Genomic DNA, 26,488 nt, shown 5'->3' with positions numbered 1-26,488 from the left:
ATATCATGACTTAACTTAAGATGTTTTAGTAAATTAAATGTCCGTACCTGAGTTCCTCCCCTAGTGGGGGGATAAGGAAAGGTGGCAGATAGCATGAGAATTTTCATCATATCTTCAGGTTAGGTAATAAAGCGATGCAGCGCCGCCAAAGGGGGTTCCCCCCATGAGCGACTGCATCAAGACATTGCTATAAGTCATATCTAGTGCGTTGTAACCGGACTTGATATCAGGCAGCCGATAGGATTATTTCATGTCAACGAACCAATGAATTGAGTTGCTTGATAGTTTCATATCCAACAATACAATGATTCAGCGAGTCCCCAAAGTTAGTGTGTGCATTCCTACATTCAATCGCGTAAATTTACTTCCTTATGCGATTGACAGTGTTATTAAACAAACCTATCAAGACTGGGAATTAATTATCTGTGATGATGGTTCAACTGATGAAACTCCTAAGTTAATGTCCCAATATCAGGATAGCCGAATTAACTACATCCGTCACCCCAACAATATTGGCAAAAGTAATAATATGCGCTCTGGATTTGATGCCGCATTGGGGGAATATTTTATTAAATTTGATGATGATGACCGGCTGACACCTGAATTTTTAGCCAAAACAACGGCTATCCTAGAACCAGACCATAGTATTGATTTTGTCGGGACAGATCATTGGGTTATTAATATTAATAATACTAGGGATGAATCAGCTACAAAATTAAACTCTCAGAGGTGGTTAAGAACTAAGTTAATCCAAGGCATTGTTGATAATTTAATTGAGGTTGTTTTTATTCAGCAGAGCTTTCAAATTGGCGCTACGTTGTTTCGGATGCAGGCGTTGAAAGACGTAGATTTTATGCGTCCTAATATCCAAAATTGTGAAGATAATGATTTATTCGTTCGGCTGGCTATGGCGGGAAAGAAAGCCTATTATTTACCCGAATTGTTAATGGAATATCGATTCCATGCCCAACAGCAAGGGATTAGTCGAGCAATTCCCTATTTAAAGGATAAACTGCGTTATCTAGAAAGTTATAAGTTTGAGTCAGAAATGTTGGAGACAGTTAGGCGATCGCGCCTGACGGAAACTAAGCTACTACTAGGATTGCGCCTGATTGAAATTGGACAAACATCAAAGGGACGTGAACTAGTTTGGTCAGGAAAAGCTTGCTCTCCCTCAAAAGCTTGGGTTGCTTTGGTGCTGTCCCTATTGCCAGAAGGGTGGCGTTCTCAGGCGTTTAGTGTGTTGCGTCAATTCAAGGCATAGACTCTCTGGGAATTCCGGGCTAGAAAAAATCTGATCAAACTGCCAAGGCATTGGCAGCCTCACGATGCTTAACCAAATTTCCACTCTCTTGGTGCCCGTTCCCGTGGGCGTTGGAACCTCACTGGGGTCACACCGCCTTTCACGAGACTGCCTAAGTATTATTACTTAAAGACTTCTGGTGTCTTGCTAGTTTCTAGAGTTTTTTGGATGGTTACGACAGTTGAGCCTTTGAATCTAGGGTACAACTTCTCCCCTCCCCTCTCTGTAGTGATCAAACCGTTGCTAAACTGATCAGTTTCACGATCTATGAACTGGCTCTCTCAGGGTGGGGGAGGTAGGATCTCGGGTTTACGTAAGAATTCTTAACAACATTTTTAATTAAATCAGTTTACTCTAAGAATTTGGAAAGATATTCGCTTGTCTGTAAGTAGTAATACAAATACCGTCAACTTTAGGAACAAAAATAAATAATGAGTACCAATTTAGCCACCAAGTTGCGTGAAGGCACAAAAAAATCCCACACCATGGCAGAGAATGTGGGTTTTGTCAAGTGCTTTTTGAAAGGAACCGTTGAAAAAACCTCCTACCGTAAATTAGTATCCAACCTTTACTTCGTCTATTCCGCCATGGAAGAGGAGATGGAGCGCCATCGGGAACACCCGATTCTTTCAAAAATCTACTTCCAAGAGCTCAATCGGAAAAAGACCCTAGAGCAAGACCTATGCTATTACTTCGGTTCTAACTGGCAAGAGAAAGTAGTCCCTTCAGTGGCGGCTAAAGAGTATGTGCAAAGAATTAAAGATATCTCTGAGAAGCAACCAGAACTATTGGTTGCTCACTCCTACACCCGCTATCTAGGGGACTTATCTGGCGGACAAATTCTCAAAAAGATTGCCCAGCGCGGGATGAACTTATCAGATGGGCAAGGTACTGCTTTTTATGAATTCAAACAAATCCCTGATGAGAAGGGATTCAAGGCCAACTATCGCCAAGCCATGGATGAGCTACCCATTGATGATGCCACAGCGGATCGGATTGTGGAAGAAGCTAATGCCGCGTTTGGCATGAATATGAAGATGTTCCAGGAACTGGAGGGTAACCTGATTAAAGCCATTGGTATAATGCTATACAACACCCTTACCCGTCGTCGCGTTCGTGGTAGCACAGAACTAGCTACAGCTGAGTAAGCTTATTGCACAAACTGGGATTACCACCAAAGATCGGTGGCGACTAATCGCCTTAACTAGAAATTAAGGCGATTAGCTCTTATCTCCTGTGATTGATTAGTGATTAGTAGTTAGTAGTTTTGAGGTAAGCATTCAGCTGCCCTAGGCTGAATGGTTGCGTTTTGATTACTAACTACTAATTGGCAATCTAATGTTGCAAAATTTAAAAAATAATTAACATAAATATAACTGATCATATTGAAATTCATAGCCTCTCTGTTTAGAATAGAAGGCGGAATACGTCAAACAAAGCTTTTCTGCTGTGGAGTAAGCCTTTTTTTTGGTTTAGGTCATTCACAAGTGTGAATACTAGCCGAAACAGAGAAGGTAATTATCCTGACATGATATAAGACCTGTTCGCGGTCGAAAGGCGTCTAACCAGCAGTCTCCTTTAAACTTAGAAGCCCCTTGCTCAGGATCAGTAGCAAGGGGTATTTTACCCCTCTCAAGCGTAAAATTCAATATCCTCCCCACACTGATCCACTAGGTAACAGAGGGCGCGGAAACGCAGGCTAGCTAATTGCTCGTAGAGAGGGTTGAGCTTACATAGGGGAGGGATGTGTAGTACTAAGTGACCGAAAAGTTTTAAATCCCGCTCAAAGGGACATTGACCAGGAATAATTTTGGACAGGAATCTAGCTAGGGTTTGATCTGTAATTTCTATGTGATCCAGCCATCGGCGCACAGGTTTGAGTAAATCAACACGTTTTTTGGGCAGTGGCTCAGGCGGAGTGAGACTGCTATTGAGATCAGCTACCTCTGAGAGGAGTGGATTGGTACTGTGCTTGTTGGTTCTGAACATGGCTATACACCTCTAAAATTAGTCAATAAAGTCCTCAGCTAAGGTATTCCGGTGGAATAGCTTTTACAGAGTTCTAGTTAAGTTCATGTAGTTCATGTAGGGTGGGCAGTGCACTAGACAGATAATGAAGCTTGCAAAGCTCGTTGGTAGGCACTGCCCACCCTACGATTAATGAAAATGGTGCAAGATCTCAGTTTTACAGAGTTCTAGTTAAGTAGGTAGACATCAAGTAATCAAACACGATTACTATTGAGCTGTATTGCCATATTGGCGGTAATTTATAAAAATTTATATAGTTATAATTCATAGCATGTCCGGGAGTCTAGGTATTGTAAAGCTTTTGTGTAAGCATTCAGCTATCAGCCATTGGCCTAAGGCCAACGGCTGACAGCTGACGGCTGACAGCTGACGCTTTTGTAATTGGTAATTGGTAATTGGTAATTGGTAATTGGGATTACTCCCGAGCTATTACCTATTACCAAAAAGATAATCAACGATGAACACTACCAAAACAACCGGACATGAGCTCAATTGTTACCACTTAACTTATTAGGTAAGCTTTCAGATAAAAACTATAATAAATCTAGCTTTTTAATGGTTTTTTCACTATTAAAAAGCTAACAGCTTACCTTATTTCAAGCATAAAAATACAAGGGAAAGGTTTGGTAAAGGTTAAAAGAAGAAACACCAATAAAACTATGAACTTTTGATAAAATTAATTGGTTGACTGTTGATTGTTGACTGTTGACTGTTCACAAGCAACAGTCAACGGAAGTTATGCTATAAATTAGCCATTTGTCAGTTACCAATTACTGATTAGGCATCAGGAATTAGGAATTAGGGATTGGGGATTGGGGTAACCCAACCACAGTAGGTTCTGGCAGTGCCCCTTGCATCTTACCTAACCATTCAATCAGGCTCTCTAGCTGTTTGTTGGTCTTGACTAGACCTAGACCACGAACTGTAACTTTACCAGGAGAATAGACAAAACGCGATCGCAAATGTTGGGGCAGGTTCTCTTGGAGTAACTTCCAGGCTGGTTCCTCCATGGGGGTTTCTAGGATAATGTGTTGTTTACCCTCAGGTCGAATTCGGGCAAATCCCAAAGACTTCCCTAACTGTTTTAGTTCCATCACCCGCAGTAATTGCTCTGCCACGGAGGGAATTGGACCATAGCGATCGCTCCAAGCTGCTGCGATCTGTGCTAACTCTTTCTGGGACCCTGCTGCAGCTACTGCTCGATAAGCACTGATTTTTTGGTCTAAATCTGGAATATAGTCAGCGGGAATAAAGGCTGTGATCTGAAGGTCAATCTGGGTATCATCTACTTGAGGAATTTCTTGCCCTTGAATTTCCTTGATCGCTTCTTGCAGCATTTCCATGTAGAGGTCAAAGCCAATGGCTTCCATTTGACCGGATTGTTCTACACCTAGGAGATTCCCCACCCCTCGAATTTCCATATCCCTGGTGGCTAACAGATAACCTGACCCGAGTTGAGTGAACTCCTGAATTGCTCGTAAACGTTTTTTGGCTGCTTCTGAGAGTACCTTCTGGTTCGGATAAAGTAACCAAGCGTGGGCTTGAATCCCCGCCCGACCTACTCTTCCTCGCAATTGGTACAGTTGGGCAAGACCAAATTTGTGAGCATCTTCGATCAAAATGGTGTTGACTCTAGGAATATCGAGCCCAGATTCAATAATCGTAGTACACACTAGGATATCTGCCTCACCGTTGCTAAAGGTGAGCATAATTGACTCTAATTCGGCTGGGTCGAGCTGACCGTGAGCAATGGCGATTCTGGCCTCAAGGATCATTTCCCTGAGTTCCGCAGCAACTTCTTCAATCCCTTCAACCCGAGGTACGACATAGAATACCTGACCACCTCGGTCAAGTTCCATACGAATGGCGGTGCGGACAGCTTCTGGTTTATAGGGAGATAAGTGGGTTTTAATGGGACGCCGTAAGGGGGGTGGTGTAGTAATTAAACTCATTTCTCGTACCCCCGATAAGGACATATAGAGGGTACGGGGAATGGGAGTAGCGCTAAGGGTCAATACATCTACCTGAGTTTTGAAAGATTTAATTTTTTCCTTCTGGTTGACACCAAACCGTTGTTCTTCATCTATCACCAGCAGCCCTAACTCTCGAAACGTTACACTCTTCCCCAGTAACTGATGGGTACCTACTACCACATCTAACTCCCCAGTTTTAAGGCGTTGAAGAATATCACGCTTTTCCTGAGGGGTACGAAAGCGGTTGAGTAGACCGACATTGATCGGGTAGGGAGAAAACCGTTCTTTGATGGTATGATAATGCTGCTGAGTAAGGATAGTGGTCGGGGCAAGAAAAGCTACTTGCTTGTCAGAGGTGACAGCTTTAAAAATAGCCCGAATTGCCACTTCTGTTTTACCAAACCCCACATCCCCACAAACTAACCGATCCATAGGGCGATCGCTTTCTAAATCCCGTTTCACATCCTGTATCGCCTTGAGTTGGTCAGGAGTAGGTTGGTAGGGGAAAGAATCTTCTAATTCTTGCTGCCAAGGGGAATCCGGTGGAAAGCAATAACCGGACTGCTGTGCTCGCTGGGCATAGAGCTTCAGCAAATCCACCGCTACTTTCTTAATACTTTTACGGACACGATTTTTGGTTTTCTCCCAGGTTTTACCGGACATCTTGTGGAGTTGAGGCAAACCGGTACCTGTATGTCGAAACCGAGATAGTACCCCCAACTGATCCGCTGCCACCCGGAGCAAACCATCAGCGTACTTGATCACCAAATACTCGCGAGTTTCATTATTTATGCTTAATTTTTCCAGCTTGAGGAACTGACCGATCCCATGATTCTTGTGAACCACATAATCCCCTGGACGTAGCTTATTGGGGTCAACCTGTTGGGAGGCAGCACGGCGGCGCTTACGGATATAACTGGGAGTTGCCAAGGTATGCTGCCCAAAGAACTCCCGGTCTGTTACCACCACGATCCGGTAAGTAGGGAGGATAAATCCCTCTAGTTCTGCTAAGCCCGAATACTTGACTGCTACCGCTGTCCTCTGGAGATTTAATTTCTCAATAGCTGGGTAATCCCGAGGGTTGGGGACAAACTGGGCCGGACAATCATGTTCTTGGAGCAGGGCAACAGAACGACTAGGTTGGGCAGAAACCAGCCAAATAGAGAAACGGCGATCGCTTTGCTCTCGCAGTACTTCCGCTAGTTTGGCAAACTGGTGGGGTGTTACTGGTACAGAGCGGCTAGCCAGATTAACGGCATTTTGGCTAGTTTCTTCCACCAATTCTGACAAATACAGGATTGGTGGAAGGTTAGTAGGTTGAAGGTTATTAGGTTGAAGGTTAGTAGGTTGAAGGTTATTAGGTTGAAGGTTAGTAGGTGGAAGGTTAGTAGGTTGAAGGTTAGTAGGTTGAAGGTTAGTAGGTTGAAGGTTAGTAGGTGGAAGGTTAGTAGGTTGAAGGTTAGTAGGTTGTTCGCGTAGCGTGGCCGAAAGGCCAAGGTTTGAATCTTCAACCTGGAACTGGTTAACCTTCAACTCTAGAACATGATCAAAATAACGATGGAGACAGGGCAGGGAATGATTCAGTTCCTCTAATTGTTCTTGGGCATGTTCCACCCAGCGATCGCAATGGGCAGCACACTGTTCTGGTTCATCAATGACAATTAAAGTATTTTCTGGCAGGTAATCTAGTAGAGAGGCTGGCTGGTCAAAGGCAATACCCAAGAAACGGCGGCTACCCTCTAAAGACTGACCTCCCTCGAAAGATTCTTGCTCCTGAGGTGAGAGATAAGATTGGATTAGTTCAGCCTTTGAGGTTCTCAGCACTTGGCTAATAATGTGACCAAAATCCGTGGGGGTCAGCACGATGCCGTCAATTTTATCCAGGGAACGCTGGGTTGCGGGGTCAAACTCCCGCAACTGCTCTAACTCATCCCCGAACCATTCCAGCCGCACTGGCAATTCTAAAGCTACGGGGAAAACATCTACAATATCACCGCGCCGACTCCACTGACCTTCTGTTTCCACTAGGGGAACCCGTTCATAACCCAGCTGTGCTAACTTTTTATCAAGGTTTTTCCCATCCCAAGTCATGCCCTGGTTAAGGGTAAGGCAGTAGGGCTTAAAGGCATCGACAGGGGGCAAGTGGGGTTGGAGTGCTGCTTGAGTGGCAACAATAGCCATCCGATCAGTTGAAGGTTGAACCAACGAAGGTTGTAAGTCAGAACTTTCAACTGGCAACCTGTCAACCTTCAGGCTTTCGACCAAATCTGCCAATACTTGCATTTGTCCCCAGGTCATTTCCGACTCTGGGTCAAAGGGTTCATAGGGTGATGCTTCTGAGGTGGGGTATAAGTGGACTGTATCCCAACCCATGGCTTCCAGTTGGGTTGCCCAGCGACTTGCTTCTTCTAGGGTGCTACAGACTACGAATAGGAGGCGTTGGTCTGCCTTGGCCAGGGCTGATGCTACTAATCCCTTTGGCAAACGGGGAATACCATTCAGAGATAGATACTGTTGGCGATTTAGTTTCGTGAGTAGTTCACTGGTGAGAGGGGAGTGCTCTAGTGTCCGAATGATCGAGGAAAGTGCCATTAGTTCAGTGGGTACTTGACAATAGGGCTTCCAGGATAGCTGTTTCTCTCATTTTACTAGGAATAGCACTGCCTGGGAAAAATTGACTGTTGTTGAATAGGTTAACTTATCTCATTAGTGGCCTTACCACTGGATGCAGGAGTGTTTCCAAGTCCGTCGGTCTAGATTAATTGATATTGAATAAGCCAAAATCCTGTTTAGGTAAAGGATTCGGCTATAACAGTTTCAGGGGTGACGACTTGATCGGAAGACTAATCTTTAGAAGATTTAATTTTCCTAGGTTAGATTAAACAGATATTGCCGAGCAAAATTCCCCTTAATTTCTAGACAAAATAACAAAGAGCTACCGTTCAGAAATACATGACTGACTCAAGCAGCAATAATGGATAATACTGACTTGAATAACTTTAAGAATAAAACTCCTCAGGTTCTCGTGGTTGATGATGAGAAGATCATGCGCTTGGTGCTACGTCGTAGCTTGACAAAGGAAGGATATAAAGTCATTGAAGCTAGCAACGGTGAGCAATGTCTGAATATCTGTGAGCAGCAATTGCCAGACATTGTGCTTTTAGATGCCAGAATGCCCATAATTGATGGGTTTACCTGCTGTGCTAAATTGAAGGATAACTTTGGTTCCGAATGTCCTCCTATACTAATGATTACAGCCCTCCATGATGAGGAATCTGTAGAACGAGCGTTTGAAGCCGGTGCAACCGATTATATAACTAAGCCAATTAACTGGGCAGTTTTGCGACGAAGAGTACATCGTTTGATTGAATCAAGTTGGACAATGAAACAGTTAAAAATCGCCAATAAAGAGTTGGAACGCCTGGCTACTATCGATGGCTTAACCCAAGTTGCCAACCGCCGAGCCTTTGACGAATATTTGAACAACGAATGGTCTCGACTGGCACGGGAAGAAAAGCCATTATCTTTAGTTTTGTGTGACATTGATTTTTTTAAGCTTTACAATGACACTTATGGACACCAATCAGGAGATGAGTGTCTTAAACAAGTTGCTCAAATCCTTGATCAAGCAGCAAAGCGTCCAGCGGATATGGTGGCTCGCTATGGGGGTGAGGAATTTGTGGTAATGTTGCCGAGTACTGATATACAAGGCGCTATTCAGGTAGCAGAAACCATTGAAACTAAACTCTACAAAAAGGCGATCCCTCATTCTGGTTCTCTGGTGAGTGACATTGTTACCGTCAGCCTAGGGTGTGCCAGTACTATTACCACAGGAAAATCCTCCCCATATAATTTATTATCCGAGGCTGATAAAGCGCTATATCATGCAAAAGTTTCCGGAAGAAATCGCATGGTTAATGTTAGTTATTAAAAACAAATCAGTAGTAATTATAATGAAAATAATCTTGACGCCAACTAGCATCTTTTCTACGGTCAGTGGGCAATTCTAACACTCTAATGCCTTGGCTAGGAAGTGGTTTTAAACGTTGCTTCAGCTGCTGCCATGATTGAATCAGCTGGTGCTCTACTCCATAACTCAGACACAACTGATAAAAATTGACATCTTGGGGTGTGGCAAAGAATTCTTCAAAGGGTGGGTCAAATTTGGCAATGGGCAACATCTCGAAAATGCCACCACCATTGTTATTAATTAAGATAATGGTTAAATGACCAACAAACTTGTTTTTAATTAGGAAACCATTGGTGTCATGCAAAAATGCTAAGTCACCCGTTAGCATCACACTGCTTTGATTACGATGAGCAATACCTAAAGCTGTTGATAAGGTACCATCAATCCCATTAGCGCCCCGATTAAACCAAGGTCGAATCCTGGTGTTACCAGGTTTCCAAAAGAACTCCACATCTCTGACTGGCATGCTGTTAGCAATAAATAGAGGTGTTTCCGGTGGTAGACATTGGGACAGTAACCAAGCAGCTTTGCCTTCAAACAACTGACTCATTTTAGTCATTGTTTGATCAACCTTTGCCCTGACCTTCGCTTCAGCCTCACACCACTTTTGTAGGTAAGGTTGGGTTGCAGGTTGCAGGTTGGTATTGGTTGCAGGTTGCAGGTTATCTGGTTGCAGGTTATCTGGTTGCAGGTTATCTGGTTGCAGGTTATCTGGTTGCAGGTTGGTATTGGTTGTAGGTTGCAGGTTATCTGGTTGCAGGTTATCTGGTTGCAGGTTATCTGGTTGCAGGTTAGAACCGTCAACCTTCAACGGTGGTGAACCTTGGCCAAAAGGCCACGCTTTCGCCGTAGGCGACGCTGCGCGAACGCGAACAACCTTCAACCTTTCAACCTTCAACGGTGGTGAACCGTCAACCTTCAACCTTTCAACCTTCAACGGTGGTGAACCGTCAACCTTCAACCTTTCAACCTTCAACTCCTTTACCCATATCCCCAGTTGTTCTACACTCATGCGCAGATGAGTTGTTGTGCCATGGAGGGGGTCGAGGTTGTGGTGGCTAGGGTCAATCACCCAACGTCGCGGTTGACATTTATCCAACCAAGCACGCAGTTCTTTGCTAATCGGTAGTTCACCGATGTGAATAACCATTGTGGGTTTTAGCTGTTGCGCTAATCGTGGATTACGCAGGATCAAGTCATAGGTGGAAATTAGATCTCGGTTGAGGTCGCAATAGTTTCTTACCGGTGAGAGCCCTTCTGCTAATACAGGCCATCTTAAGGTTTTGGACAAGGATGCGATCGCATTACAATAGTCTTTGGGATTTTGGGGTTGAGCTGGACCAGCGATAATAATTCCTTCCTGGGATTCTTGCCACTGTTCTAGGATTTTACCGGTTGCAGGTTCCAGGTTATAAGTTGTAGGTTGCAGGTTGTCAGTTACAGCTTGCTCTTGACAGTGAGCGAAGAATTCTTCTGGTTGTAATTGGGATTTTAATGGGTTAGTGGTTGTGTCGGGAATAGGTGGGAGAGGGTCACGGAAAGGTAGATTTAAGTGTACTGGACCAGGGGTAGGAAAATGTGTTAGTGGAGTGCTGCCAAAGGAGGCTCGCTCCCAAGCATGAACTACGGTTTGCCGTAGATAACGGAGCATACTGATATCAGCTTGAGGTACCGCTAGGGTACTTTGCCAGTTGGGATAGTTGCCGTATAATTTGATTTGGTCAATGGTTTGTCCGGAATGACAATCTTGGAGTTCTGGGGGACGGTCAGCAGTCAATACCAATAGTGGCACTCGGCTTTCTCTGGCTTCAATCACAGCGGGATAGAAATTAGCCCCAGCCGTGCCAGAGGTACAAACCAGTACAACTGGTTTTCCCGATTGTCGAGCAATGCCTAAGGCGAAAAAGCTGGCTGAACGTTCATCTAGAACTGGAATCGCCTCGATCTGTGGGTGTTGAGCAAACGCAACAGTTAGAGGGGTTGAGCGTGACCCTGGACAGATGATTGCTGTGGTCAATCCCAAGCGCTGTAGGGTTTCTACCAGTATGGAAGCCCAGAGGCTATTGGTGTTGCGAAAATCAATAGGCATTCAATTAGGTTAATCAACATTTTATTTGATTATTTTAAATGTTGATTCGGTTTTGTTGACAGTTGACGGTTGACTACCCTAATTCCTAATCGCTAATCCCTACTCCCTAAAAAAAATCTCTGACATTTTTAACAAATTCATTGACGTTCTCAAAATGGATGTTATGTCCACAATCAGCAATGACGTTTAACTTAGCTTCTGTACAACGTGTTACTATTTCTGAGTTAATCGATTTAAATTTATGATCATAGTCTCCGACTAGCAAAAGCAAAGGAACTTGATTATGTTGGAGTGATTCCCACAGAGATGGTTGGCATCCTGTACTCATATGACGCAGAGATTTAGCTAATTCCAGAGGGTTATTTTGTTGTCGAATCTTGATCATCTGTTCAAAGTTAGGGTGCTGCTTGAGGGAGCTGAACAGAGGCTGATTGTACCAATTTGATAAGAAGGTCAATAAATCCCCAGTTTCCAATTTTTCGGCAATTTGCCAATCTCGTTGACGACGCTTTAATTGTTCTTCTTCAGTCTTTAGCCCTGGAGATGCTGATTCGAGTAGTACTTTACTAAAACATTGGGGGAAATGAAGGGTCATGTAGAGAGCTAATCGACCTCCCATAGAATAGCCAACTAAAAAACATGGTTCAAAGTTTAACTGCTCTAGTAAGTTCTTTAAGGCGTGAGCAGTGTTTGGCATGGTGTAGCACTCATCCCCACCTAAAACTTTGGTTTTACCATGACCAGGTAAATCAACAGCTAGACAACAAAATTCCTCACAGAGTAATGATATTGCTTCATCAAATTCCTGGCTGCTACCCATGAATCCATGGCAAAAAAGAATCCGTGGTTGCTCTCGGTTTCCTCTTAACTCATAGTTAAATTGATATCCCATTTATCAAAACTAATTGTTATAATTCATAATAGCTAAATTATTGTAACTGATTATCCAACAGCAACCACCAATGAACACAGGGTTAAACTAAGGCTTTAAGAAGCACCATTAGCTTCAGGTTAATTTCCGCGAGTTCTTTATTGGGATCAGAGCCAGCAACAATTCCAGCACCAGCGTAGAGTCGAGCGTGATTACCTGCTATCAAAGCAGACCGAATCCCAACGATAAATTCACTATTACCTTGATAATCTATCCATCCGAGGGGAGCAGCATAAAGAGAACGGTCAAAGGTTTCGTAGTGTCGGATTTGCTCACAAGCAATTTTGGTAGGAACACCAGCCACTGCTGGAGTAGGATGCAATTTCGCTATAATATCTAGGGGATTGACATCAGCTGGTAATGCTGCTTTAATCGGAGTCCATAAATGCTGAATATTCGAGAGTTTCAGCAGTTGGGGAGATGGCGAAAAATCCAGTTCCAAACCCAGTTGACAAAGACGTTGGATAATAAATTCACTCACTGCGTTATGTTCACGTCTCTCTTTTTCACTACTAAGTAATTGGTTCGCCAAATCCGCATCTTCAGCTGGGGTTTTACCTCGTGGAGCAGACCCTGCTAAAGCATCCGTCTCTAACTGATGGTCGTAAATACTAATCAGACGTTCAGGACTAGCGCCAATAAAGTTTTTGCCTTTGCCGTTACTGATGGAAAAAATATAGCAATCTGGATAGTTATGGCGCAAATTGTCCAGAGAATCCACCAGACTAAAGGGTATTGGTGAGACCACATCCACGGCTTGGGAAAGGACAATTTTGCTAAATTGATTGGCTTGGATAGATTTTAAGGCTGATGAAACCGATAACTTGAAGTCTTTGGCTTTTTTTGAATCTTGCTTGAGAAATTGATGATGGTTAGCCTTACCAGTAAAACAGTAGAGCAGACGACCAGAAGAGCTGATTAGATTGAACTGCCGACCTAGGCTTTCGACCAGCCAATCCAGATTAACTTGAGAGTTGATTTCAAGATTAGCCACTACTACACATCGGCTTTGACAAAGTGAAATTTGCCAACGAGGTAGAAAAATAGTGGCAGATGGGAAAGGGTGGTTACTATTAAGCTGATCACCAAAAAACGTAAAGCTACAGAAGAAATGAGGTCCAGCCAATCGCTGCTGTATTTCACCACTAATTATGGTGTTAGCTAGACATGAGTCGATAAATTTTTGCGCTTTATAGAACCGTTGCTCACCAGCTAAATTAAGGTCAACAGCCGCATCAATAGCAACAATTGATTCTTGATTACTTCTATTTTCAAAATAGAAGTGTAGGGGCTCGGGGGTGGCGGCAAAAGGAGCGGCTCTATCCCGAATTGCCTGAAAAACCGCCAGTGGGTCGAGGGGAGGAATTTCTTGAGAAATACTGGCAATTTTGGCAATACCTTGTTTTTGAGATTTTTTCTGGCAAGCTAGTAGAAACTGATGTAACTCTTTATGCTCATGAAACAGCTTAGCAGGGCAGGGAATGACTGACATATATAGGCTTTCTTGAATTACAGGAGTGTTTACCTCAATGAACGACAACACAAACGCGATTGACCTTGGCCTTTGGGCCACGCTACGCGAATGGTCACGCTACGCGATCGCTCTTTACTACATATTTCTTAACTTGTATTTACATAACTTATTTAATTCACAGACTTTATAGTTACTAATGATCAATTATCAGCATGTTTGGCAATTAAGAAAAGCAGGGTAAGGGCAAAAATCAATAAATAGGCAGTATTATCGTAACTATTGACAAAATATTGCAAGAATTTTGATGCTCAAGGCTTACTATGGTTATAATCCTTGCTCTATTCTTGATGCAGTCGCTCATGGGGGGAACCCCCAAGACCGCGCTGCATCGCTATCACATTTTGGTTGAATTTTTATTGCCCTTACTCTAGAATTGCTCAGCATCATTCTTTTAATTTTAATGATGAGCCCTAGTTTTGGTAGTAAAAATTTTGCTTTGGATGACTAATCATTTATTGGGTCACTAGTCAAGACGGAAATCAAGGGGATACCAGTATAGATAATCCCTGATTAATTTTTCCAACCTACTACAAATAAAAAGCTGCCCTTTTGGGTAGACACCACTTCAGTTTTGATGAAGCCTACTTCTCTTAAGAGGTTAACAATTTTATCGGTAGAGTAAAGAGAGGGAGCTTTAACTCCGCCAATCAATAAATCCATTATTTCTAATTCTGGCAAAAATGATGGTGAAGGAACCAAACTGTCAGTGCTAGGTTCTAGGATAATCACCATACCCTTTGGTCTTAAAACCTGAAAAGATTTTTTTATAAACTGGCTACCATAATCGCTGTACGACAATTTTCTAAATAAGAAGACAATATCATATTCTTCTTTAGCACCCCACTGGTCAGACAAAGCGTTTCCTTCGGCAGATATAATAATCTCTTCCGGAGATTTAGGTAAAGGATACTTGCTTAAAAGTCGATCTAAAAAATCAATTTGATTTTCCAAGCCTGCCAGCACAAAGTCTACATCAGGCTTGCGTTCCAGTAGCTTGCATATAAAGGTAATACCCACTTCGCCAGTAATAATTCTCTTAACCTGATCAAGAGGAATTTTAGTGAACAATTCTCGGGAGGGTTCTTTCAGATATTCGTTAGCAAATGCATAGTACTCATAAAGGGTTTCATCATTACCATTAAACAAATCCATCTGCTGATTTGAGCTGCCGGTTTGGATAGTTAAGTTTAATGATAACCAGGATGACCATGTCTGAGAGACTAGATTGTAATAATCTCCCAAATAACTTGGACTTTCTATAACTAAGTAATTCTTAGTCATTTGGGTATTAACATAGCCAAAACCTTGATTATGATTATTTTGGCTAATTTTGAGATAACCAAGACTCTCCAAAACCCTCAGCAATCGCTCAGTTGATATCAAATTAAGATTCAAATCCCTGGCTACTAAATTAGCAGAAACTCCGGGATGCTTGTGCAGATAATCAAAAACACCAAGTTTCACAGCTGACATAATAATTGCAGTGCGTTGGAAACTGGTGGCATCTGCCAGCATTTCTGCTCTTTCTAAGAGTCTGATTCGATTACCAATAACTTTGCTTAAGGTATTGATAGTTTCTGGGAAATACTTTTTGATTGCCAAGGCTAAGCCTACCAATTTAGATTGCAGTCCAAATCTTGGCTGTTTCGACTTGATCTCTAGAGTATCCCTTTCTAGCACTCTTACATTACTGGTCATACTTTTTAGTCATACTTTTTAGGATTGATTACAAGACTTACAGGGTGCGTTATTAACGCACCCTACTACTTATAGAGTTTGGGGTTCAGTTTTGCGTAAGTCCTATAGTAATAGTAGTTTTTTTATCACTTTAGTTAAGATTTTGTCAATATAATTTACATAAATTGACGTATTATCAATTCACGACCTTGATTGGGATTAATGGTATTCTGCTATTGCTGCCCCTTAACACCGTTGAAGACCATTTACCCAAGGCTTGAAGAGTCCCAGCAGTATTGGTTGATGGTTTGACGGTGAGCCTAGCACGACTTGCATTCATATTCCGTGACTATTATGACAACAAACACAATTAAAGCTCCTAACTCCAAACGGAAATTGTGGCTAGCAGCAATCAAGCCCCCCATGTATAGCGTGGCAATTATGTATGTTTGGGTGGCAGCTGCTGTGGCATGGTTTGAGACCAATCACTTCAATTGGACGATATTTTTGACATTTGTCAGTGCTTCGATTCTGATTCTGGCTTGGGAGAATCTGAGTAACGATGTGTTTGACTCTGAGACTGGGATTGATAAAAACAAAGCTCACTCGATAGTCAACCTGACGGGAAACAAATCGTTAATTTTTTGGCTAGGGAACCTGTGTTTAGGACTGGGTATCCTTGGTATGCTACTGATCTGCTGGTGGCAGCAAGACTTAACAGTGATGGCGTTAGTACTCCTATGCTGCAGCCTTGGCTATATGTACCAAGGACCTCCCTTTCGCCTGGGCTACCAAGGTCTAGGAGAGATTCTGGTCTTTTTGAGCTTTGGTCCGTTAGGCATGTCAGCTGCCTACTACAGTCAAACCCAGAGTTGGTCTGTCACTAACCTGGCGGCATCGATAATTGTGGGTCTGGCGACTATGTTAATTCTATTTTGCTCCCATTTTCACCAAGTAAAGGATGATATAGCAGCTGGGAAGCGATCGCCTATTGTTCGCCTTGGCACCAAAAGGGGTGCTAAACTGTTGCCCTGGATTTGTGGTAGCCTATTTGCTGCTACTGCTGGGTTTGTGATCATGGGGCTATTCCCCATATCGACATTACTCAGTTTGGTAGGATTGCCTTTTGCTATCAAGCTTTGCCGCCATGTTAACGCTCATCACAACCAACCGGAAAAGGTGAGTAATTGTAAGTTTATTGCCGTAGCGCTACATTTTTGGAGTGGACTCTTGTTGGGTGTCGGTTTCGTAATTAACCTTAATTAACCTTAATTGAACGAATCATGTCAAACCAATCCCAGGAGATTCAGGGAATTTTTGATAACATCTCTTCTAACTATGACCAGCTTAATGACTGGATCAGTTGGGGTCAGCATCGAATTTGGAAGCTGATGACGGTTAAATGGGCTGAGCCTAAGCCAGGAGATACCTGTGTTGACCTGTGTTGTGGCAGTGGAGACCTGACTCGACTATTAGCCGAGAGAGTAGGCACTCTAGGAAAGGTGTATGGAGTAGATTTTGCTCCCCAGATGTTAGCGATCGCAAAACAAAAATCCTCTGAACCACAGATTGACTGGGTAGAGGCGGATGTTTTAGATTTACCATTTGCTGACAATACCTTTGACGGAGCAACTATGGGATATGGATTACGTAATGTCGTAGATATCCCCAAGAGCCTAAAGGAAATTTACCGTATTCTTAAACCAGGGGCTAAAGCAGCAATTCTTGACTTTCACTTACCGTCTCAGGCTCTGTTTCGACAGTTTCAACAGTGGTATATGGAAACTATTGTTGTTCCCCTAGCCCGTGATCAAGGACTTGAGGAAGAGTATGCCTATATCTGGCCGAGTGTACAGCGATTCCCCCGTGGTCCGGAGCAAGAATCTTTAGCACGGCAAGTAGGTTTTCGTGCAACTCACTACCCGATTGTTGGCGGAACCTTAGGAGTATTGGTATTAACTAAACCTAGAAGTGTTGAATAGGGAATCGGGAATCGGGAATCGGGAATCGGGAATCGGGATGCAGCGCAATAGCAATTAGCAATTACAGCGTTTTTCATAACTATTAGGTACACAGGATTTTTTACCTATTCCCTCTTACCTGTTCCCTGTTAGCTGTTCCCTGTTCCCTAAAACCCAGGAATTTGTACCTCACCCAATTGCAAACCGCTGTAATAAATGACCAACTATCAGTTCAAGTTTCACCCATACCAGCGTCCCTTTAAACATCCGTTGTCTACCAGTCATGGCCAATGGACAGTCAGAGAAGGTATCATTCTTAGCCTTAGTGATGAAATAGGGAACATTGGCTGGGGTGAAATTGCTCCTATCCCTTGGTTTGGTTCGGAAACTCTGGAACAAGCCTTTAATTTTTGCGAGCAATTACCTCAGGAGATTACTACAGAGGAGATTTTCGCCATTCCTGCTGAACTCCCTTGCTGTCAATTTGGGTTTGAATCGGCTTGGGAGCTAGTGATGGGCAAAGGACTTTCTACAAAGGACTTTGAACCAAGCAAACAACACTACAGTTACTTGTTGCCGAGTTATGACGCAGCAAAACAGTCCTGGGAAGCTCCCTGGAATCAGGGATACCGAAGCTTTAAATGGAAAATTGGTATTGCTCCGATTGAGGATGAAGTCAAGATAGTTCAGGAGTTGGTTGAAGCAATACCTGCTTCTGGCCAATTGCGTTTGGATGCCAATGGGGGATTGACTAAACAAGAAGCTGAGCAGTGGCTGATGGTATGTGACACCATTGGAGCGGTTGAGTTTATCGAACAGCCCCTACCTCCAGAGCAGTTCGATGTGATGTTGGAGATGAGCCACAACTATTCCACTGCGATCGCATTGGATGAATCTGTGGCAACCCTTGACCAACTTGAACAGTGTTACCAGCGGGGATGGCGAGGAATTTTTGTGATTAAAGCTGCGATCGCAGGTTCTCGGAAACGACTACGGCAGTTTTGCGACACCTATCCGATTGATACCGTTTTTTCATCCGCCTTGGAAACTACCATTGGTCAACAAGCGGTTCTCCAGCTAGCAGCAGAACTCTCTGACTTCAAGCGCGCTGTAGGTTTTGGTGTCAACCATTGGTTTAATGAAGGTTGAAGGTTGGAATGTTGAAGGTTGGAATGTTGAAGGTTGGAATGTTGAAGGTTTGATGGTTGAAGGTTTGATGGTTGAAGGTTTGATGGTTGAAGGTTTGATGGTTGAAGGTTTGATGGTTGAAGGTTTGATGGTTGAAGGTTTGATGGTTGAAGGTTTGATGGTTGAAGGTTTGATGGTTTTTAGGTTATTGGGTTTTTAGGTTATTGGGTTATTTGGTTATTGGGTTATTTGGTTAGATGATTGAAGGTTGGAATGTTTAAAGTTATTGGGTGTTAAGGTTATTTGGTTAGATGGTTGAAGCTTTAAAGAGCAAATATCGGCAAGATTCATACGTCCAGCAGCCCCTAAGCTATGTCCAACAACGTTCTGGTGAACAATGGCTGATTGGCTATGACAGTCAGCAACTTAACCAACTCATTGAGCAATACTGTCAGCAATTCTCCCAACTTTCCCAGGAAAAAGCACCGAAAATTCTTTTAGTAGAGCAAAGTCCTCTTAAATTTATCGCCGCTTTCCTAGCTGCTGTTTCCAGTAATTGTCATGTATTCTTAGGGAATCCCTACTGGGTAAAACCAGAATGGCAACAAGTCCTTAACCAAATCCATCCCGATCTAATTATCGGAGAATTAGCCAGTATCATTGAGCCATCAACACTCAATAATAAACACTCAACACTCAATAATCAATATTCAATAATCAATAATCCGCCCTCAGCACTCATTATGATTCCTACAGGGGGCTCATCTGGCAAAATCCGCTTTGCGATTCACACTTGGGAAACCTTAATGGCATCAGTAGCAGGGTTTCATCAGTATTTTGGGAACAAGCCAGTGAATTCCTTTTGTGTCTTGCCTCTTTATCATGTCAGTGGTTTGATGCAGTTTATGCGATCGCTTACTACAGGCGGACGTATGGTAATTTTGCCCTTCAAAGCCTTGAAAGCTGGGGAAGGACGAGACATTGATCCCAAAGAATTTTTTATCTCTCTGGTACCGACTCAACTAGCCAAGCTCATCAACCAAGATGCGGCTGACTGGTTATCCCGCTTTCGGACAGTCTTGTTAGGCGGTGCTCCGGCTTGGGAATCCCTATTAACACAAGCAAAACAGTATCATATTCCTTTAGCTCTTACCTATGGCATGACCGAAACCGCTTCTGGTGTAGTCACCCTTAAACCTGAGGATTTCCTCAGTGGTAACAGTGGTAACAATAGTTGTGGTCAGGTGTTACCCCATGCTAAGGTGACCATTCGCAATGGTAATGGAGAAATTCTCAAGGCTAATCAAACTGGTGTGATTACTATTGAAGCAAAGTCCTTATTCCATGGCTACTATAGCCCTAGCAAAAATCTTGCCCTAGAGTCTGAGGTAAGTAAATTTCCCAACAGACTCCAAACGCTACAATCGGACGATTTAGGCTATTTCGATCAACAGGGTTACTTATATACTGTTGGCCGTCGCAGTAACAAAATTATTACCGGTGGTGAAAATGTGTTTCCCGCTGAGGTAGAACAGGTAATTCGTGGCACAGGGCTCGTCAGTGATGTTTGTGTGATTGGCTTACCCGATGACTATTGGGGTCAAGTGGTAACCGCTGTTTTTGTGCCTAGTTCCGATCAGGTTTCTGTTGCGATGGTGCAACAAAAGGTAGAGGGGAATTTGAGTAAATTCAAGTGTCCTAAGGATTGGGTGGCGGTAGAATCTTTACCGCGCAATGGTCAAGGAAAATTGAATTATCAGCAAGTGAAAGTTATCGCGCGTGATTGTTTAAGTAATTGAAACTCAACGAAATCAATTAGGTCAATCTAAATTGCTAGGCTGGGGATACGGCGGTTTGCATAACTATCAGGTACACAGGATTGTTTTTCCACTTCCGACTTCCCTGCTCCCTGCTCCCTGCTCCCTGCTCCCTAAGTAACTGCCTCAACCCATGACTGCTCCGAGTACAGCTATTTCACCCGAATCACTTCCAACTGAATCCAAAATTATTAGTAGCGGTTATCCCTTAAGTATTGCGCCAATGATGGATCGCACTGACCGCCACTATCGCTATTTCATGCGCCAGATTACACGACGGACATTACTCTACACCGAAATGGTCACCAGTGCAGCAATTCTTCATGGCGATCGCAAACGCTTGCTAGGCTTTTCCCCACAAGAGAAACCCCTAGTCTTACAAGTTGGTGGTGACACTCCCAGTGACTTAGCTGAATGCGCCCGAATTGCTGAAGCTATGGACTATGACCAGATTAATCTCAACGTTGGTTGTCCCAGTAGTCGAGTGCAAAATGGCAATTTTGGAGCTTGTTTGATGGCGCAGCCTGAACAGGTAGCACGCTGTGTAGAGGCAATGGTTAAAGTAGTGAACATACCCGTTACTGTCAAGCACCGTATCGGTATTGATCACCTTGACCGCTATGAAGACATGGCTAATTTTGTTCGCATTGTCTCAGATGCCGGTTGTCAGCATTTTACTGTACATGCTCGCAAGGCTTGGCTACAGGGTTTGAGTCCAAAAGAGAATCGCAACGTCCCACCCTTACGTTACAGTGACGTCCATCGTCTCAAGCAGGAGTTACCTGACTTATTCGTGGAAATTAATGGTGGATTCACTAGTCTTGAACAAGTGCAAGAACAACGGCAGTATGTCGATGGGGTAATGATTGGGCGTGCAGCTTACGACAATCCCTATCTGTTTGCCAAAGCTGATTGTGATATCTATAGCGATAGATTTATACCCCCAACTCGCCATCAGGTTGTCGAAGCTATGTTTTCCTATATTGATCACTGGGTAGCCAAGGGTTTTAAGCTTAACAAAATTACCAGACATATGCTGCAATTATTTGCAGGGCAACCAGGTAGTAGAGCTTGGAAACGTCATCTAACTGAAAATTCCTGCTTGGTTGGTGTTGGTTCTGATGTCGTTCGCGAAGCTTTAGCTAAAATTCCTTAGGTTGACACTCCCCGCCCTGGAAGGACGGGGATTCTTGCTTCAACGGGGTGACTTGTTTAACCAGGCCGGAGCCAGGAAAAATAGAGGTCTCCTCTCCACAAGCGTATTTGGTCTATGACCTAGGTTTCGGTGTGCCCCACCGTACCTTTTCAAAATTTACTTAAATAGATACTTTTTTTATCTAAATTTTTCATAGACGTTTAAGTCGTTAGACCAAATTACGCAATATGTATCTGAGACATATTTTTCACGTTGCCTACTTATGGTTAGATAGTATCTATTTAGTTTAAAAGTCTATTGTTTATGCTTTTATAATAGCACACCTGGTACACATTATCAAGGGCATTGTTTTTTAAAAAAAGCCGTCGAACGAAGGACGGGGCTTTAGACCCCTTTTTTTGGTAAGCATACAGCGGTCAGCGGTCAGCTATCAGCGGTCAGCGGTCAGCGGTCAGCGGTCAGCGGTCAGCGGTCAGCGGTCAGCTTTGTGGCACAGGCTGCGTGTGACTTTACTCAGATTAAACAAATGGTTTGAGCAAAGGGAACAGGGAACAGGGAACAGGGAGTAGGGAACTTCGGATCAGAATTCTATCAATTCCTACACGGATTGCTATAGCTGACGGCTGATAGCTGACCGCTGATAGCTGAAGGTTTTTTATTGCCATATATCCGATTTTATAGCATTAAGTATATTTGTACTATTATAGTATATAATAATCATAACATTAATAGTAGTATTAGCGGATTTAGGGACAAAATTATGATCTGAGTCAGATTTTATATTTCAAAGGCCACCCACCTATAAATAATAAATAATTAACCATGAGATTTATCAGCCCCAAAACCGACTTTGCTTTTAAGAAAATCTTTGGTTCCTCTGAGAGTAAAGAAGTTCTGATCAGCTTTCTAAATGCTTTGATATATCAAGGAGAATCTAGGATAAATAATTTAGATATCATTGACCCATACAATGCTGGCTATACTACGGAATTAAAGGATACCTACCTGGATGTCAAGGCGATTCTAAATGACGGCTCCACGGTAATTATTGAAATGCAAGTGTTAAATGTCCCGGTTTTTGATGAACGAGTAATCTATAATCTCGCCAAAACCTATGGCAATCAATTAAAATCTGGGGAAAGGTCTTCTAAACGTAAGCCGGTGATTGCTTTAACGATTACCGACTTCACCATGTTTGAGGAAACCGACCGATACCTAACTCGTTTTGTATTTAAAGAAGAGCAAAAAAACTTTATCTACCGAAACGAACACCTAACCATGGTGTTTGTGGAACTGCCGAAATTTTCCCGGTCTTTAGAACACTTAGAAACGGCATCGGAGAAATGGATATATTTTATGAAGGAAGCCCCAAATTTAGAAGCAATTCCCGATACCTTATCAGAAATCCCGGAAATTGCTCAGGCGCTAACCATAGCTAATCAAGCGAATATGAGTAGAAAAGACTTGGAGGAATTACACAAACGAGAAGTATTTATGGAAGACCGCAAAGGTGAAATTCGTCAAGCTCTCGAACAAGGCCGGGAAGAAGGGAGATTATTAATGCAGGGACTGATATCCCGTCAACTGGAAGGTAAACTTGGTGCAATACCCTCAGAAATTCTAGAAGGAATTCAACAATTATCTCTAGAACAATTAGAAGGTTTAGGAGTTGCTATGGCAGATTTTACCAGCTCCGTAGATTTGTCGAATTGGTTGCGGAATAACCAATGATATAGCGCTACGCGCAAGTCAGAAGTTAGAAGTCAGAAGTCAAAAGTTTTTGCCTATTAAGTAGGGTGGGAAAATTATAGGATCTAGAATTATCAAAAGAACTAAACGGTTTTTGCCCACCCTACAAGCTATTTAGTAAAATCTTTTGATCTCCAATTGATAATTCCATCCCAATCCTCTTCCTCAACGAGGGAAGTGACCAAATCTCCCAAAGTTCTACCTTTACCGGCAATGGAAGCTGAGGGAGTCCGGCGCAATACTTTTGGTTCACTATCCGAAAGAATTGTCACAATTACACGAGCTTTGGATACTTTTGGTGCATCTGTTAACCATTGAAGTTGACCATTTTCGATAATAGCTTCATAACTTTGAAGCATTGCTCTCTCCTGGTTTAAAAGCTAATGTTGGATAGGAATACAAAGCATTTCTCTATCTCCAAAATTAGCAAGAATATATATAGCGTTTATTGCATTTATGAGGTACGCTTATCAAGGTCAAAGTCCCCCTTAAAAAGGGGGACCAACGGGGGATCACTTTGTACCTCATGGGAAAGAGAATTGCTATAGGAATTTTTGGCCGGATCCCATGGCTTGATCATAACACCAAAAACTAGGCGTTGCTTAATAATGGAATGATTTTAAGAGTGAGGTGGAATAGGCATCTTGCCGTAGAATGGGCATCAGGCGTGGAACTGGCATCTTGCGTAGAACTGGCATCTTGTGTAGAACTGGCATCTTGCCAGTTTCATGCTTATTTTCGCGCGGGCAGGATGCCCACTCTACTCCTATTCATTCAAAGACTGACGCAACGTCAAAAACTATTCGGATGGGTGGTGCGTTACGGGACCGGCTGTTGCAAGCGCGAAGAGGCTCAAAAGCAAACCCATCCCTAACCCACCACTAGCAACTTCCCACCCTCCCGACTCCCTACTCCCTACTCCCTACTCCCTAGTTCCCTTAAAACAGACTAGAACCGATACTTCTCTTAACCACTAATCCTAAGCCCAGAAAGCCCAGAGCCAGTAGACCCTGAGACGACATCGGTTCAGGCACTGGCACTGCCAGAGGCAGTGGACCATTACCTGTCCCGGATTGGGTATCATTCTTAGCCGTGAACCTCCCAAATGGACCAATGGGGGGTTGTGTGGTTTGCCAAAAGAAGGAGATGGTTTCTGGAGTGTCGGAATTAGTACTCCAATCTGATCCACCGACAACACTCCAAACTAGACTGCCATCTTGATCAAGCTTTATGGAAAACTCCCCACTCGAACCCAGTGCCTGCTTCGCTTCCCCAAAGCTATAGCCCGCAACTCCTGTAAAGCCTTCAGCTTTGAACTCCAACCCGAACTGATTGACATCATCAAACCGAAGTAAACCATCCGGTTGAGGGAAGGGGGGATCGTTAGGAAAGTCTACACCAGGGGTAACTTTGTGTATATAAGTGTAGATGGTTCCCGCTGGATTTTGGGGCGGCACACAAGTTAGAAAACCAACAGGACAAGAAACGCTACTGGTCAAGTCCCCCAGGCTGTTTCCGTCACCATTGATCAGGGATGCATCTACTGTCGGACCCACTGGTCCTGTGATGGTTGCTCCCAGGGTAAGATCGTCAAGGTTGATCGGGGTAATCGACGCAGCACTAACCCCTTTTGCGGAAAGATCGAAAACGCTAATTGCGATCAATGCGATCGCTAGTTTACTAGTCATGATTATTTTCTCTCAGTAAAGTTTTAAAGTAAGCATTAGCTGATAGCTTACAACTGTAGTTATCTATTTCAAGGTGATGGCTGATTTTTATTGCCAGGGGTATTTTATATATAAATCCAGCAAGCTTTAGAACATTTAAGGAAAATTCATTAAACTCTGAATTATGTAAATGTTTAGTAAAGGGAATCGGGAGTCGGGAGTCGGGAATCGGGAATCGGGAATCGGGGGCAAATTTGTGTAATTAATAAGTATTAATATTGCTAAATATTAAGATATTTGCATCTAACAAAACGATATATAAAGTTATGCGTTGCTATTTGATTGATTCGCTTTTTTTTTTTATCAAAAATAAAATTAAACTTTAAAAAAAATCAAAATATTGAAAATTCAAGGGGAAGTGTGCGGAGGGTGGAAAGTGTGGGTAATTTGGTAATTTTATTACTAGATCCAGTTTTAAATTAGATCATGAAACCCAATTCTGAGTTATCATAACATCAAAAAATCCTAGGTTTTATTTCCTACTATTCCCGACTCCCGACTCCCGACTCCCGATTCCCGATTCCCTACTCCCCACTCCCTACTCCCTACTCCCTACTCCCTACTCCCTACTCCCTACTCCTTAAACTTATGACTAATCTAAAAATAGACTACACAAACCTTAAGACCTTATTGATGGAAGTGCATTGGAAAGCTGCTGATGTGGAAACCCAAAAAATTGTATTATCCATAGCTAAAACCCTTAGACAACAGCAAAACGCTAGTAAAAAAGACCAAGAATGGCTTCAAGGGTTGAATTATCTCAGAGAATCAGACCTACTACAGTTTCCCTGCGACGATTTGCTAACACTTAATCAGCTTTGGGAGCACTATAGTCAAGGTCATTTTGGATTTAGAGTACAGTCTCAACTGTGGCAGCAAGTTAGTCAAGATTATAATCAATTCGCCGATCTAGTAGGATGGCGCAAAGGTGATGCCGATTCTTGGCATTCTTATTCTCACTTAACCTTTAGTTTAGACGCTCCTAAAGGTCACTTGCCCGCTGCTATATTTTATGCCGAAGAATCCCCTATTGGTTGGGCAGCAACTATTAAAAATAGATGTGATGAATGTTTTTTATAGAACGAGGGAGTCGGGAATCGGGAATCGGGAGTCGGGAATCGGGAATCGGGAATCGGGAATCGGGAGTCGGGAATCGGGAATCGGGAATCGGGAATCGGGAATCGACTATAGCAATCCTCATAGTAATGAGCTAAACAGAATTTTTTCCCACGTCCAACTTTCCTCTTCTTTCTTCCCTAGGGCGTGTTTTCAAAGTTTTCCGCAAGATTATGATCCCCCCCAGCCCCCCTTAAAAAAGGCTATCCATTAGGCAAAAGTAGTCGAAACGGTGATAGAGACTAGGATGTAGAAGCAAGTTGTGAACCTTCAAACAAATGGTAGAAGGTCGTTTGCCCTCGCCAGAGAGTTTTCAGGCCAGGTTCACC

The 26,488-nt window shown here is 43.0% G+C and carries 23 protein-coding genes and 1 pseudogene; 13 read left to right on the top strand and 11 right to left on the bottom strand.

The genetic code is table 11. The features are described from left to right. Nucleotides 1-304 precede the first annotated feature (304 nt). Both F6K49_RS23120 and F6K49_RS23115 read left to right on the top strand, forming a co-directional pair. A complete protein-coding gene (locus F6K49_RS23120) occupies nt 305-1,264 on the top strand; it encodes a glycosyltransferase family 2 protein (protein ID WP_293047429.1) in 960 nt (319 codons plus the stop codon). Between the two features lie 470 nt (nt 1,265-1,734). After that, nucleotides 1,735-2,451 (top strand): heme oxygenase (biliverdin-producing), encoded by a 717-nt coding sequence (locus F6K49_RS23115; protein WP_293047431.1) that lies wholly within the window; start codon nt 1,735-1,737, stop codon nt 2,449-2,451. Nucleotides 2,452-2,935: 484 nt separating this feature from the next. On the opposite strand, the gene F6K49_RS23110 is transcribed toward F6K49_RS23115, so the two are convergent. Further along, nucleotides 2,936-3,292, bottom strand: coding sequence for a Mo-dependent nitrogenase C-terminal domain-containing protein (locus tag F6K49_RS23110; RefSeq protein WP_293026077.1), 357 nt, complete (start codon nt 3,290-3,292; stop codon nt 2,936-2,938). Nucleotides 3,293-4,122: 830 nt separating this feature from the next. Continuing rightward, entirely contained in the window at nt 4,123-7,896 is a 3,774-nt protein-coding gene (gene mfd / locus F6K49_RS23105; protein ID WP_293100446.1) for a transcription-repair coupling factor, read from the bottom strand. Between the two features lie 382 nt (nt 7,897-8,278). On the opposite strand from mfd, the gene F6K49_RS23100 reads away from it, so the two are divergent. Together F6K49_RS23100 and F6K49_RS53530 are read left to right on the top strand one after the other, a co-directional pair. Then, nucleotides 8,279-9,235, top strand: coding sequence for a PleD family two-component system response regulator (locus F6K49_RS23100; protein WP_293100443.1), 957 nt, complete (start codon nt 8,279-8,281; stop codon nt 9,233-9,235). 677 nt (nt 9,236-9,912) lie between these two features. Continuing rightward, nucleotides 9,913-10,296 (top strand): pentapeptide repeat-containing protein, encoded by a 384-nt coding sequence (locus F6K49_RS53530; RefSeq protein WP_366514217.1) that lies wholly within the window; start codon nt 9,913-9,915, stop codon nt 10,294-10,296. Here F6K49_RS53530 and menD read toward each other — a convergent pair. From menD to F6K49_RS23085, 3 genes and pseudogenes are all read right to left on the bottom strand, one after another. Next, a pseudogene (gene menD / locus F6K49_RS53525) lies at nt 10,281-11,363 on the bottom strand (2-succinyl-5-enolpyruvyl-6-hydroxy-3-cyclohexene-1-carboxylic-acid synthase); the annotation flags it as partial. The gene F6K49_RS53530 and the pseudogene menD sit on opposite strands and share 16 nt — an antisense overlap. A gap of 106 nt (nt 11,364-11,469) precedes the next feature. Next, the gene (gene menH / locus F6K49_RS23090) at nt 11,470-12,255 is read right to left on the bottom strand and encodes a 2-succinyl-6-hydroxy-2,4-cyclohexadiene-1-carboxylate synthase (RefSeq protein ID WP_293026069.1); all 786 of its coding nucleotides are present in this window, start codon (nt 12,253-12,255) and stop codon (nt 11,470-11,472) included. 82 nt (nt 12,256-12,337) lie between these two features. Continuing rightward, nucleotides 12,338-13,786: an isochorismate synthase gene (locus F6K49_RS23085; RefSeq protein WP_293026067.1), complete on the bottom strand. Its 1,449-nt coding sequence runs from the start codon at nt 13,784-13,786 to the stop codon at nt 12,338-12,340. Nucleotides 13,787-13,823: 37 nt separating this feature from the next. Between F6K49_RS23085 and F6K49_RS23080 the strand changes: the two genes are divergently transcribed. Beyond that, a complete protein-coding gene (locus F6K49_RS23080) occupies nt 13,824-13,958 on the top strand; it encodes a hypothetical protein (protein ID WP_293026065.1) in 135 nt (44 codons plus the stop codon). Between the two features lie 380 nt (nt 13,959-14,338). Here F6K49_RS23080 and F6K49_RS23075 read toward each other — a convergent pair whose 3' ends face one another. Beyond that, nucleotides 14,339-15,430, bottom strand: coding sequence for a methyltransferase dimerization domain-containing protein (locus F6K49_RS23075; protein WP_293100438.1), 1,092 nt, complete (start codon nt 15,428-15,430; stop codon nt 14,339-14,341). A 429-nt stretch (nt 15,431-15,859) separates the two neighbouring features. Here F6K49_RS23075 and menA point away from each other — a divergent pair, with 429 nt between their 5' ends. Then, a complete protein-coding gene (gene menA / locus F6K49_RS23070) occupies nt 15,860-16,771 on the top strand; it encodes a 2-carboxy-1,4-naphthoquinone phytyltransferase (RefSeq protein WP_293100434.1) in 912 nt (303 codons plus the stop codon). A 17-nt stretch (nt 16,772-16,788) separates the two neighbouring features. Further along, nucleotides 16,789-17,487 carry a bifunctional demethylmenaquinone methyltransferase/2-methoxy-6-polyprenyl-1,4-benzoquinol methylase UbiE gene (gene ubiE / locus F6K49_RS23065; RefSeq protein ID WP_293100431.1) on the top strand — a complete coding sequence of 233 codons (699 nt, stop codon included), beginning with the start codon at nt 16,789-16,791 and terminating at the stop codon, nt 17,485-17,487. Here the strand turns inward: ubiE and F6K49_RS23060 are convergent. After that, nucleotides 17,424-17,564, bottom strand: coding sequence for a hypothetical protein (locus tag F6K49_RS23060; protein ID WP_293100428.1), 141 nt, complete (start codon nt 17,562-17,564; stop codon nt 17,424-17,426). The two genes, ubiE and F6K49_RS23060, sit on opposite strands and share 64 nt — an antisense overlap. Before the next feature lie 118 nt (nt 17,565-17,682). Here F6K49_RS23060 and F6K49_RS23055 point away from each other — a divergent pair, with 118 nt between their 5' ends. From F6K49_RS23055 to dusA, 3 genes are all read left to right on the top strand, one after another. Beyond that, nucleotides 17,683-18,615 carry an o-succinylbenzoate synthase gene (locus F6K49_RS23055; RefSeq protein ID WP_293100425.1) on the top strand — a complete coding sequence of 311 codons (933 nt, stop codon included), beginning with the start codon at nt 17,683-17,685 and terminating at the stop codon, nt 18,613-18,615. A 290-nt stretch (nt 18,616-18,905) separates the two neighbouring features. After that, a complete protein-coding gene (locus F6K49_RS23050) occupies nt 18,906-20,393 on the top strand; it encodes a 2-succinylbenzoate--CoA ligase (RefSeq protein ID WP_293026053.1) in 1,488 nt (495 codons plus the stop codon). A gap of 151 nt (nt 20,394-20,544) precedes the next feature. Beyond that, nucleotides 20,545-21,567 (top strand): tRNA dihydrouridine(20/20a) synthase DusA, encoded by a 1,023-nt coding sequence (gene dusA / locus F6K49_RS23045; RefSeq protein WP_293026051.1) that lies wholly within the window; start codon nt 20,545-20,547, stop codon nt 21,565-21,567. A 518-nt stretch (nt 21,568-22,085) separates the two neighbouring features. On the opposite strand, the gene F6K49_RS23040 is transcribed toward dusA, so the two are convergent. Further along, entirely contained in the window at nt 22,086-22,232 is a 147-nt protein-coding gene (locus tag F6K49_RS23040; protein ID WP_293026047.1) for a hypothetical protein, read from the bottom strand. A 157-nt stretch (nt 22,233-22,389) separates the two neighbouring features. Between F6K49_RS23040 and F6K49_RS23035 the strand changes: the two genes are divergently transcribed. Then, nucleotides 22,390-23,298, top strand: coding sequence for an Rpn family recombination-promoting nuclease/putative transposase (locus F6K49_RS23035; protein WP_293026045.1), 909 nt, complete (start codon nt 22,390-22,392; stop codon nt 23,296-23,298). 128 nt (nt 23,299-23,426) lie between these two features. Here the strand turns inward: F6K49_RS23035 and F6K49_RS23030 are convergent, their stop codons facing one another. Further along, nucleotides 23,427-23,675, bottom strand: a complete 249-nt coding sequence (locus tag F6K49_RS23030; protein WP_293026043.1) for a hypothetical protein — start codon at nt 23,673-23,675, stop codon at nt 23,427-23,429. 266 nt (nt 23,676-23,941) lie between these two features. On the opposite strand from F6K49_RS23030, the gene F6K49_RS23025 reads away from it, so the two are divergent. After that, nucleotides 23,942-24,190, top strand: a complete 249-nt coding sequence (locus F6K49_RS23025; RefSeq protein ID WP_293100422.1) for a hypothetical protein — start codon at nt 23,942-23,944, stop codon at nt 24,188-24,190. A 64-nt stretch (nt 24,191-24,254) separates the two neighbouring features. Here the strand turns inward: F6K49_RS23025 and F6K49_RS23020 are convergent, their stop codons facing one another. Next, on the bottom strand, nt 24,255-25,004 hold the full coding sequence (locus tag F6K49_RS23020) for an exosortase, PEP-CTERM interaction domain protein (RefSeq protein WP_293026039.1): 750 nt from the start codon (nt 25,002-25,004) through the stop codon (nt 24,255-24,257). A gap of 627 nt (nt 25,005-25,631) precedes the next feature. Between F6K49_RS23020 and F6K49_RS23015 the strand changes: the two genes are divergently transcribed. Further along, nucleotides 25,632-26,123 (top strand): GUN4 domain-containing protein, encoded by a 492-nt coding sequence (locus F6K49_RS23015; protein WP_293026037.1) that lies wholly within the window; start codon nt 25,632-25,634, stop codon nt 26,121-26,123. Here F6K49_RS23015 and F6K49_RS23010 read toward each other — a convergent pair. Next, nucleotides 26,092-26,244 (bottom strand): hypothetical protein, encoded by a 153-nt coding sequence (locus F6K49_RS23010; RefSeq protein ID WP_293026035.1) that lies wholly within the window; start codon nt 26,242-26,244, stop codon nt 26,092-26,094. The two genes, F6K49_RS23015 and F6K49_RS23010, sit on opposite strands and share 32 nt — an antisense overlap. Nucleotides 26,245-26,488: the final 244 nt, after the last annotated feature.

The sequence above is a fragment of the Moorena sp. SIO3I6 genome (assembly GCF_010672095.1).
Note: the sequence above shows the minus strand (reverse complement) of the source record. Positions and strands in the feature narration are given on the sequence as shown.

What these genes read in the sequence shown, in the direction of transcription:
- mfd (WP_293100446.1), bottom strand. Translation starts at nt 7,896, where the DNA reads ATGGCACTTTCCTCGATCATTCGGACACTAGAGCACTCCCCTCTCACC.
- F6K49_RS23115 (WP_293047431.1), top strand. Translation starts at nt 1,735, where the DNA reads ATGAGTACCAATTTAGCCACCAAGTTGCGTGAAGGCACAAAAAAATCC.
- F6K49_RS23040 (WP_293026047.1), bottom strand. Translation starts at nt 22,232, where the DNA reads ATGGCAATAAAAAACCTTCAGCTATCAGCGGTCAGCTATCAGCCGTCA.
- F6K49_RS23110 (WP_293026077.1), bottom strand. Translation starts at nt 3,292, where the DNA reads ATGTTCAGAACCAACAAGCACAGTACCAATCCACTCCTCTCAGAGGTA.
- F6K49_RS23010 (WP_293026035.1), bottom strand. Translation starts at nt 26,244, where the DNA reads ATGAGGATTGCTATAGTCGATTCCCGATTCCCGATTCCCGATTCCCGA.
- F6K49_RS23060 (WP_293100428.1), bottom strand. Translation starts at nt 17,564, where the DNA reads ATGAAAAACGCTGTAATTGCTAATTGCTATTGCGCTGCATCCCGATTC.
- F6K49_RS23050 (WP_293026053.1), top strand. Translation starts at nt 18,906, where the DNA reads ATGGTTGAAGCTTTAAAGAGCAAATATCGGCAAGATTCATACGTCCAG.
- F6K49_RS23030 (WP_293026043.1), bottom strand. Translation starts at nt 23,675, where the DNA reads ATGCTTCAAAGTTATGAAGCTATTATCGAAAATGGTCAACTTCAATGG.
- F6K49_RS23085 (WP_293026067.1), bottom strand. Translation starts at nt 13,786, where the DNA reads ATGTCAGTCATTCCCTGCCCTGCTAAGCTGTTTCATGAGCATAAAGAG.
- F6K49_RS23015 (WP_293026037.1), top strand. Translation starts at nt 25,632, where the DNA reads ATGACTAATCTAAAAATAGACTACACAAACCTTAAGACCTTATTGATG.
- dusA (WP_293026051.1), top strand. Translation starts at nt 20,545, where the DNA reads ATGACTGCTCCGAGTACAGCTATTTCACCCGAATCACTTCCAACTGAA.
- F6K49_RS23055 (WP_293100425.1), top strand. Translation starts at nt 17,683, where the DNA reads ATGACCAACTATCAGTTCAAGTTTCACCCATACCAGCGTCCCTTTAAA.
- F6K49_RS23035 (WP_293026045.1), top strand. Translation starts at nt 22,390, where the DNA reads ATGAGATTTATCAGCCCCAAAACCGACTTTGCTTTTAAGAAAATCTTT.
- F6K49_RS23100 (WP_293100443.1), top strand. Translation starts at nt 8,279, where the DNA reads ATGGATAATACTGACTTGAATAACTTTAAGAATAAAACTCCTCAGGTT.
- F6K49_RS23020 (WP_293026039.1), bottom strand. Translation starts at nt 25,004, where the DNA reads ATGACTAGTAAACTAGCGATCGCATTGATCGCAATTAGCGTTTTCGAT.
- F6K49_RS23120 (WP_293047429.1), top strand. Translation starts at nt 305, where the DNA reads ATGATTCAGCGAGTCCCCAAAGTTAGTGTGTGCATTCCTACATTCAAT.
- menH (WP_293026069.1), bottom strand. Translation starts at nt 12,255, where the DNA reads ATGGGATATCAATTTAACTATGAGTTAAGAGGAAACCGAGAGCAACCA.
- ubiE (WP_293100431.1), top strand. Translation starts at nt 16,789, where the DNA reads ATGTCAAACCAATCCCAGGAGATTCAGGGAATTTTTGATAACATCTCT.
- menA (WP_293100434.1), top strand. Translation starts at nt 15,860, where the DNA reads ATGACAACAAACACAATTAAAGCTCCTAACTCCAAACGGAAATTGTGG.
- F6K49_RS23080 (WP_293026065.1), top strand. Translation starts at nt 13,824, where the DNA reads ATGAACGACAACACAAACGCGATTGACCTTGGCCTTTGGGCCACGCTA.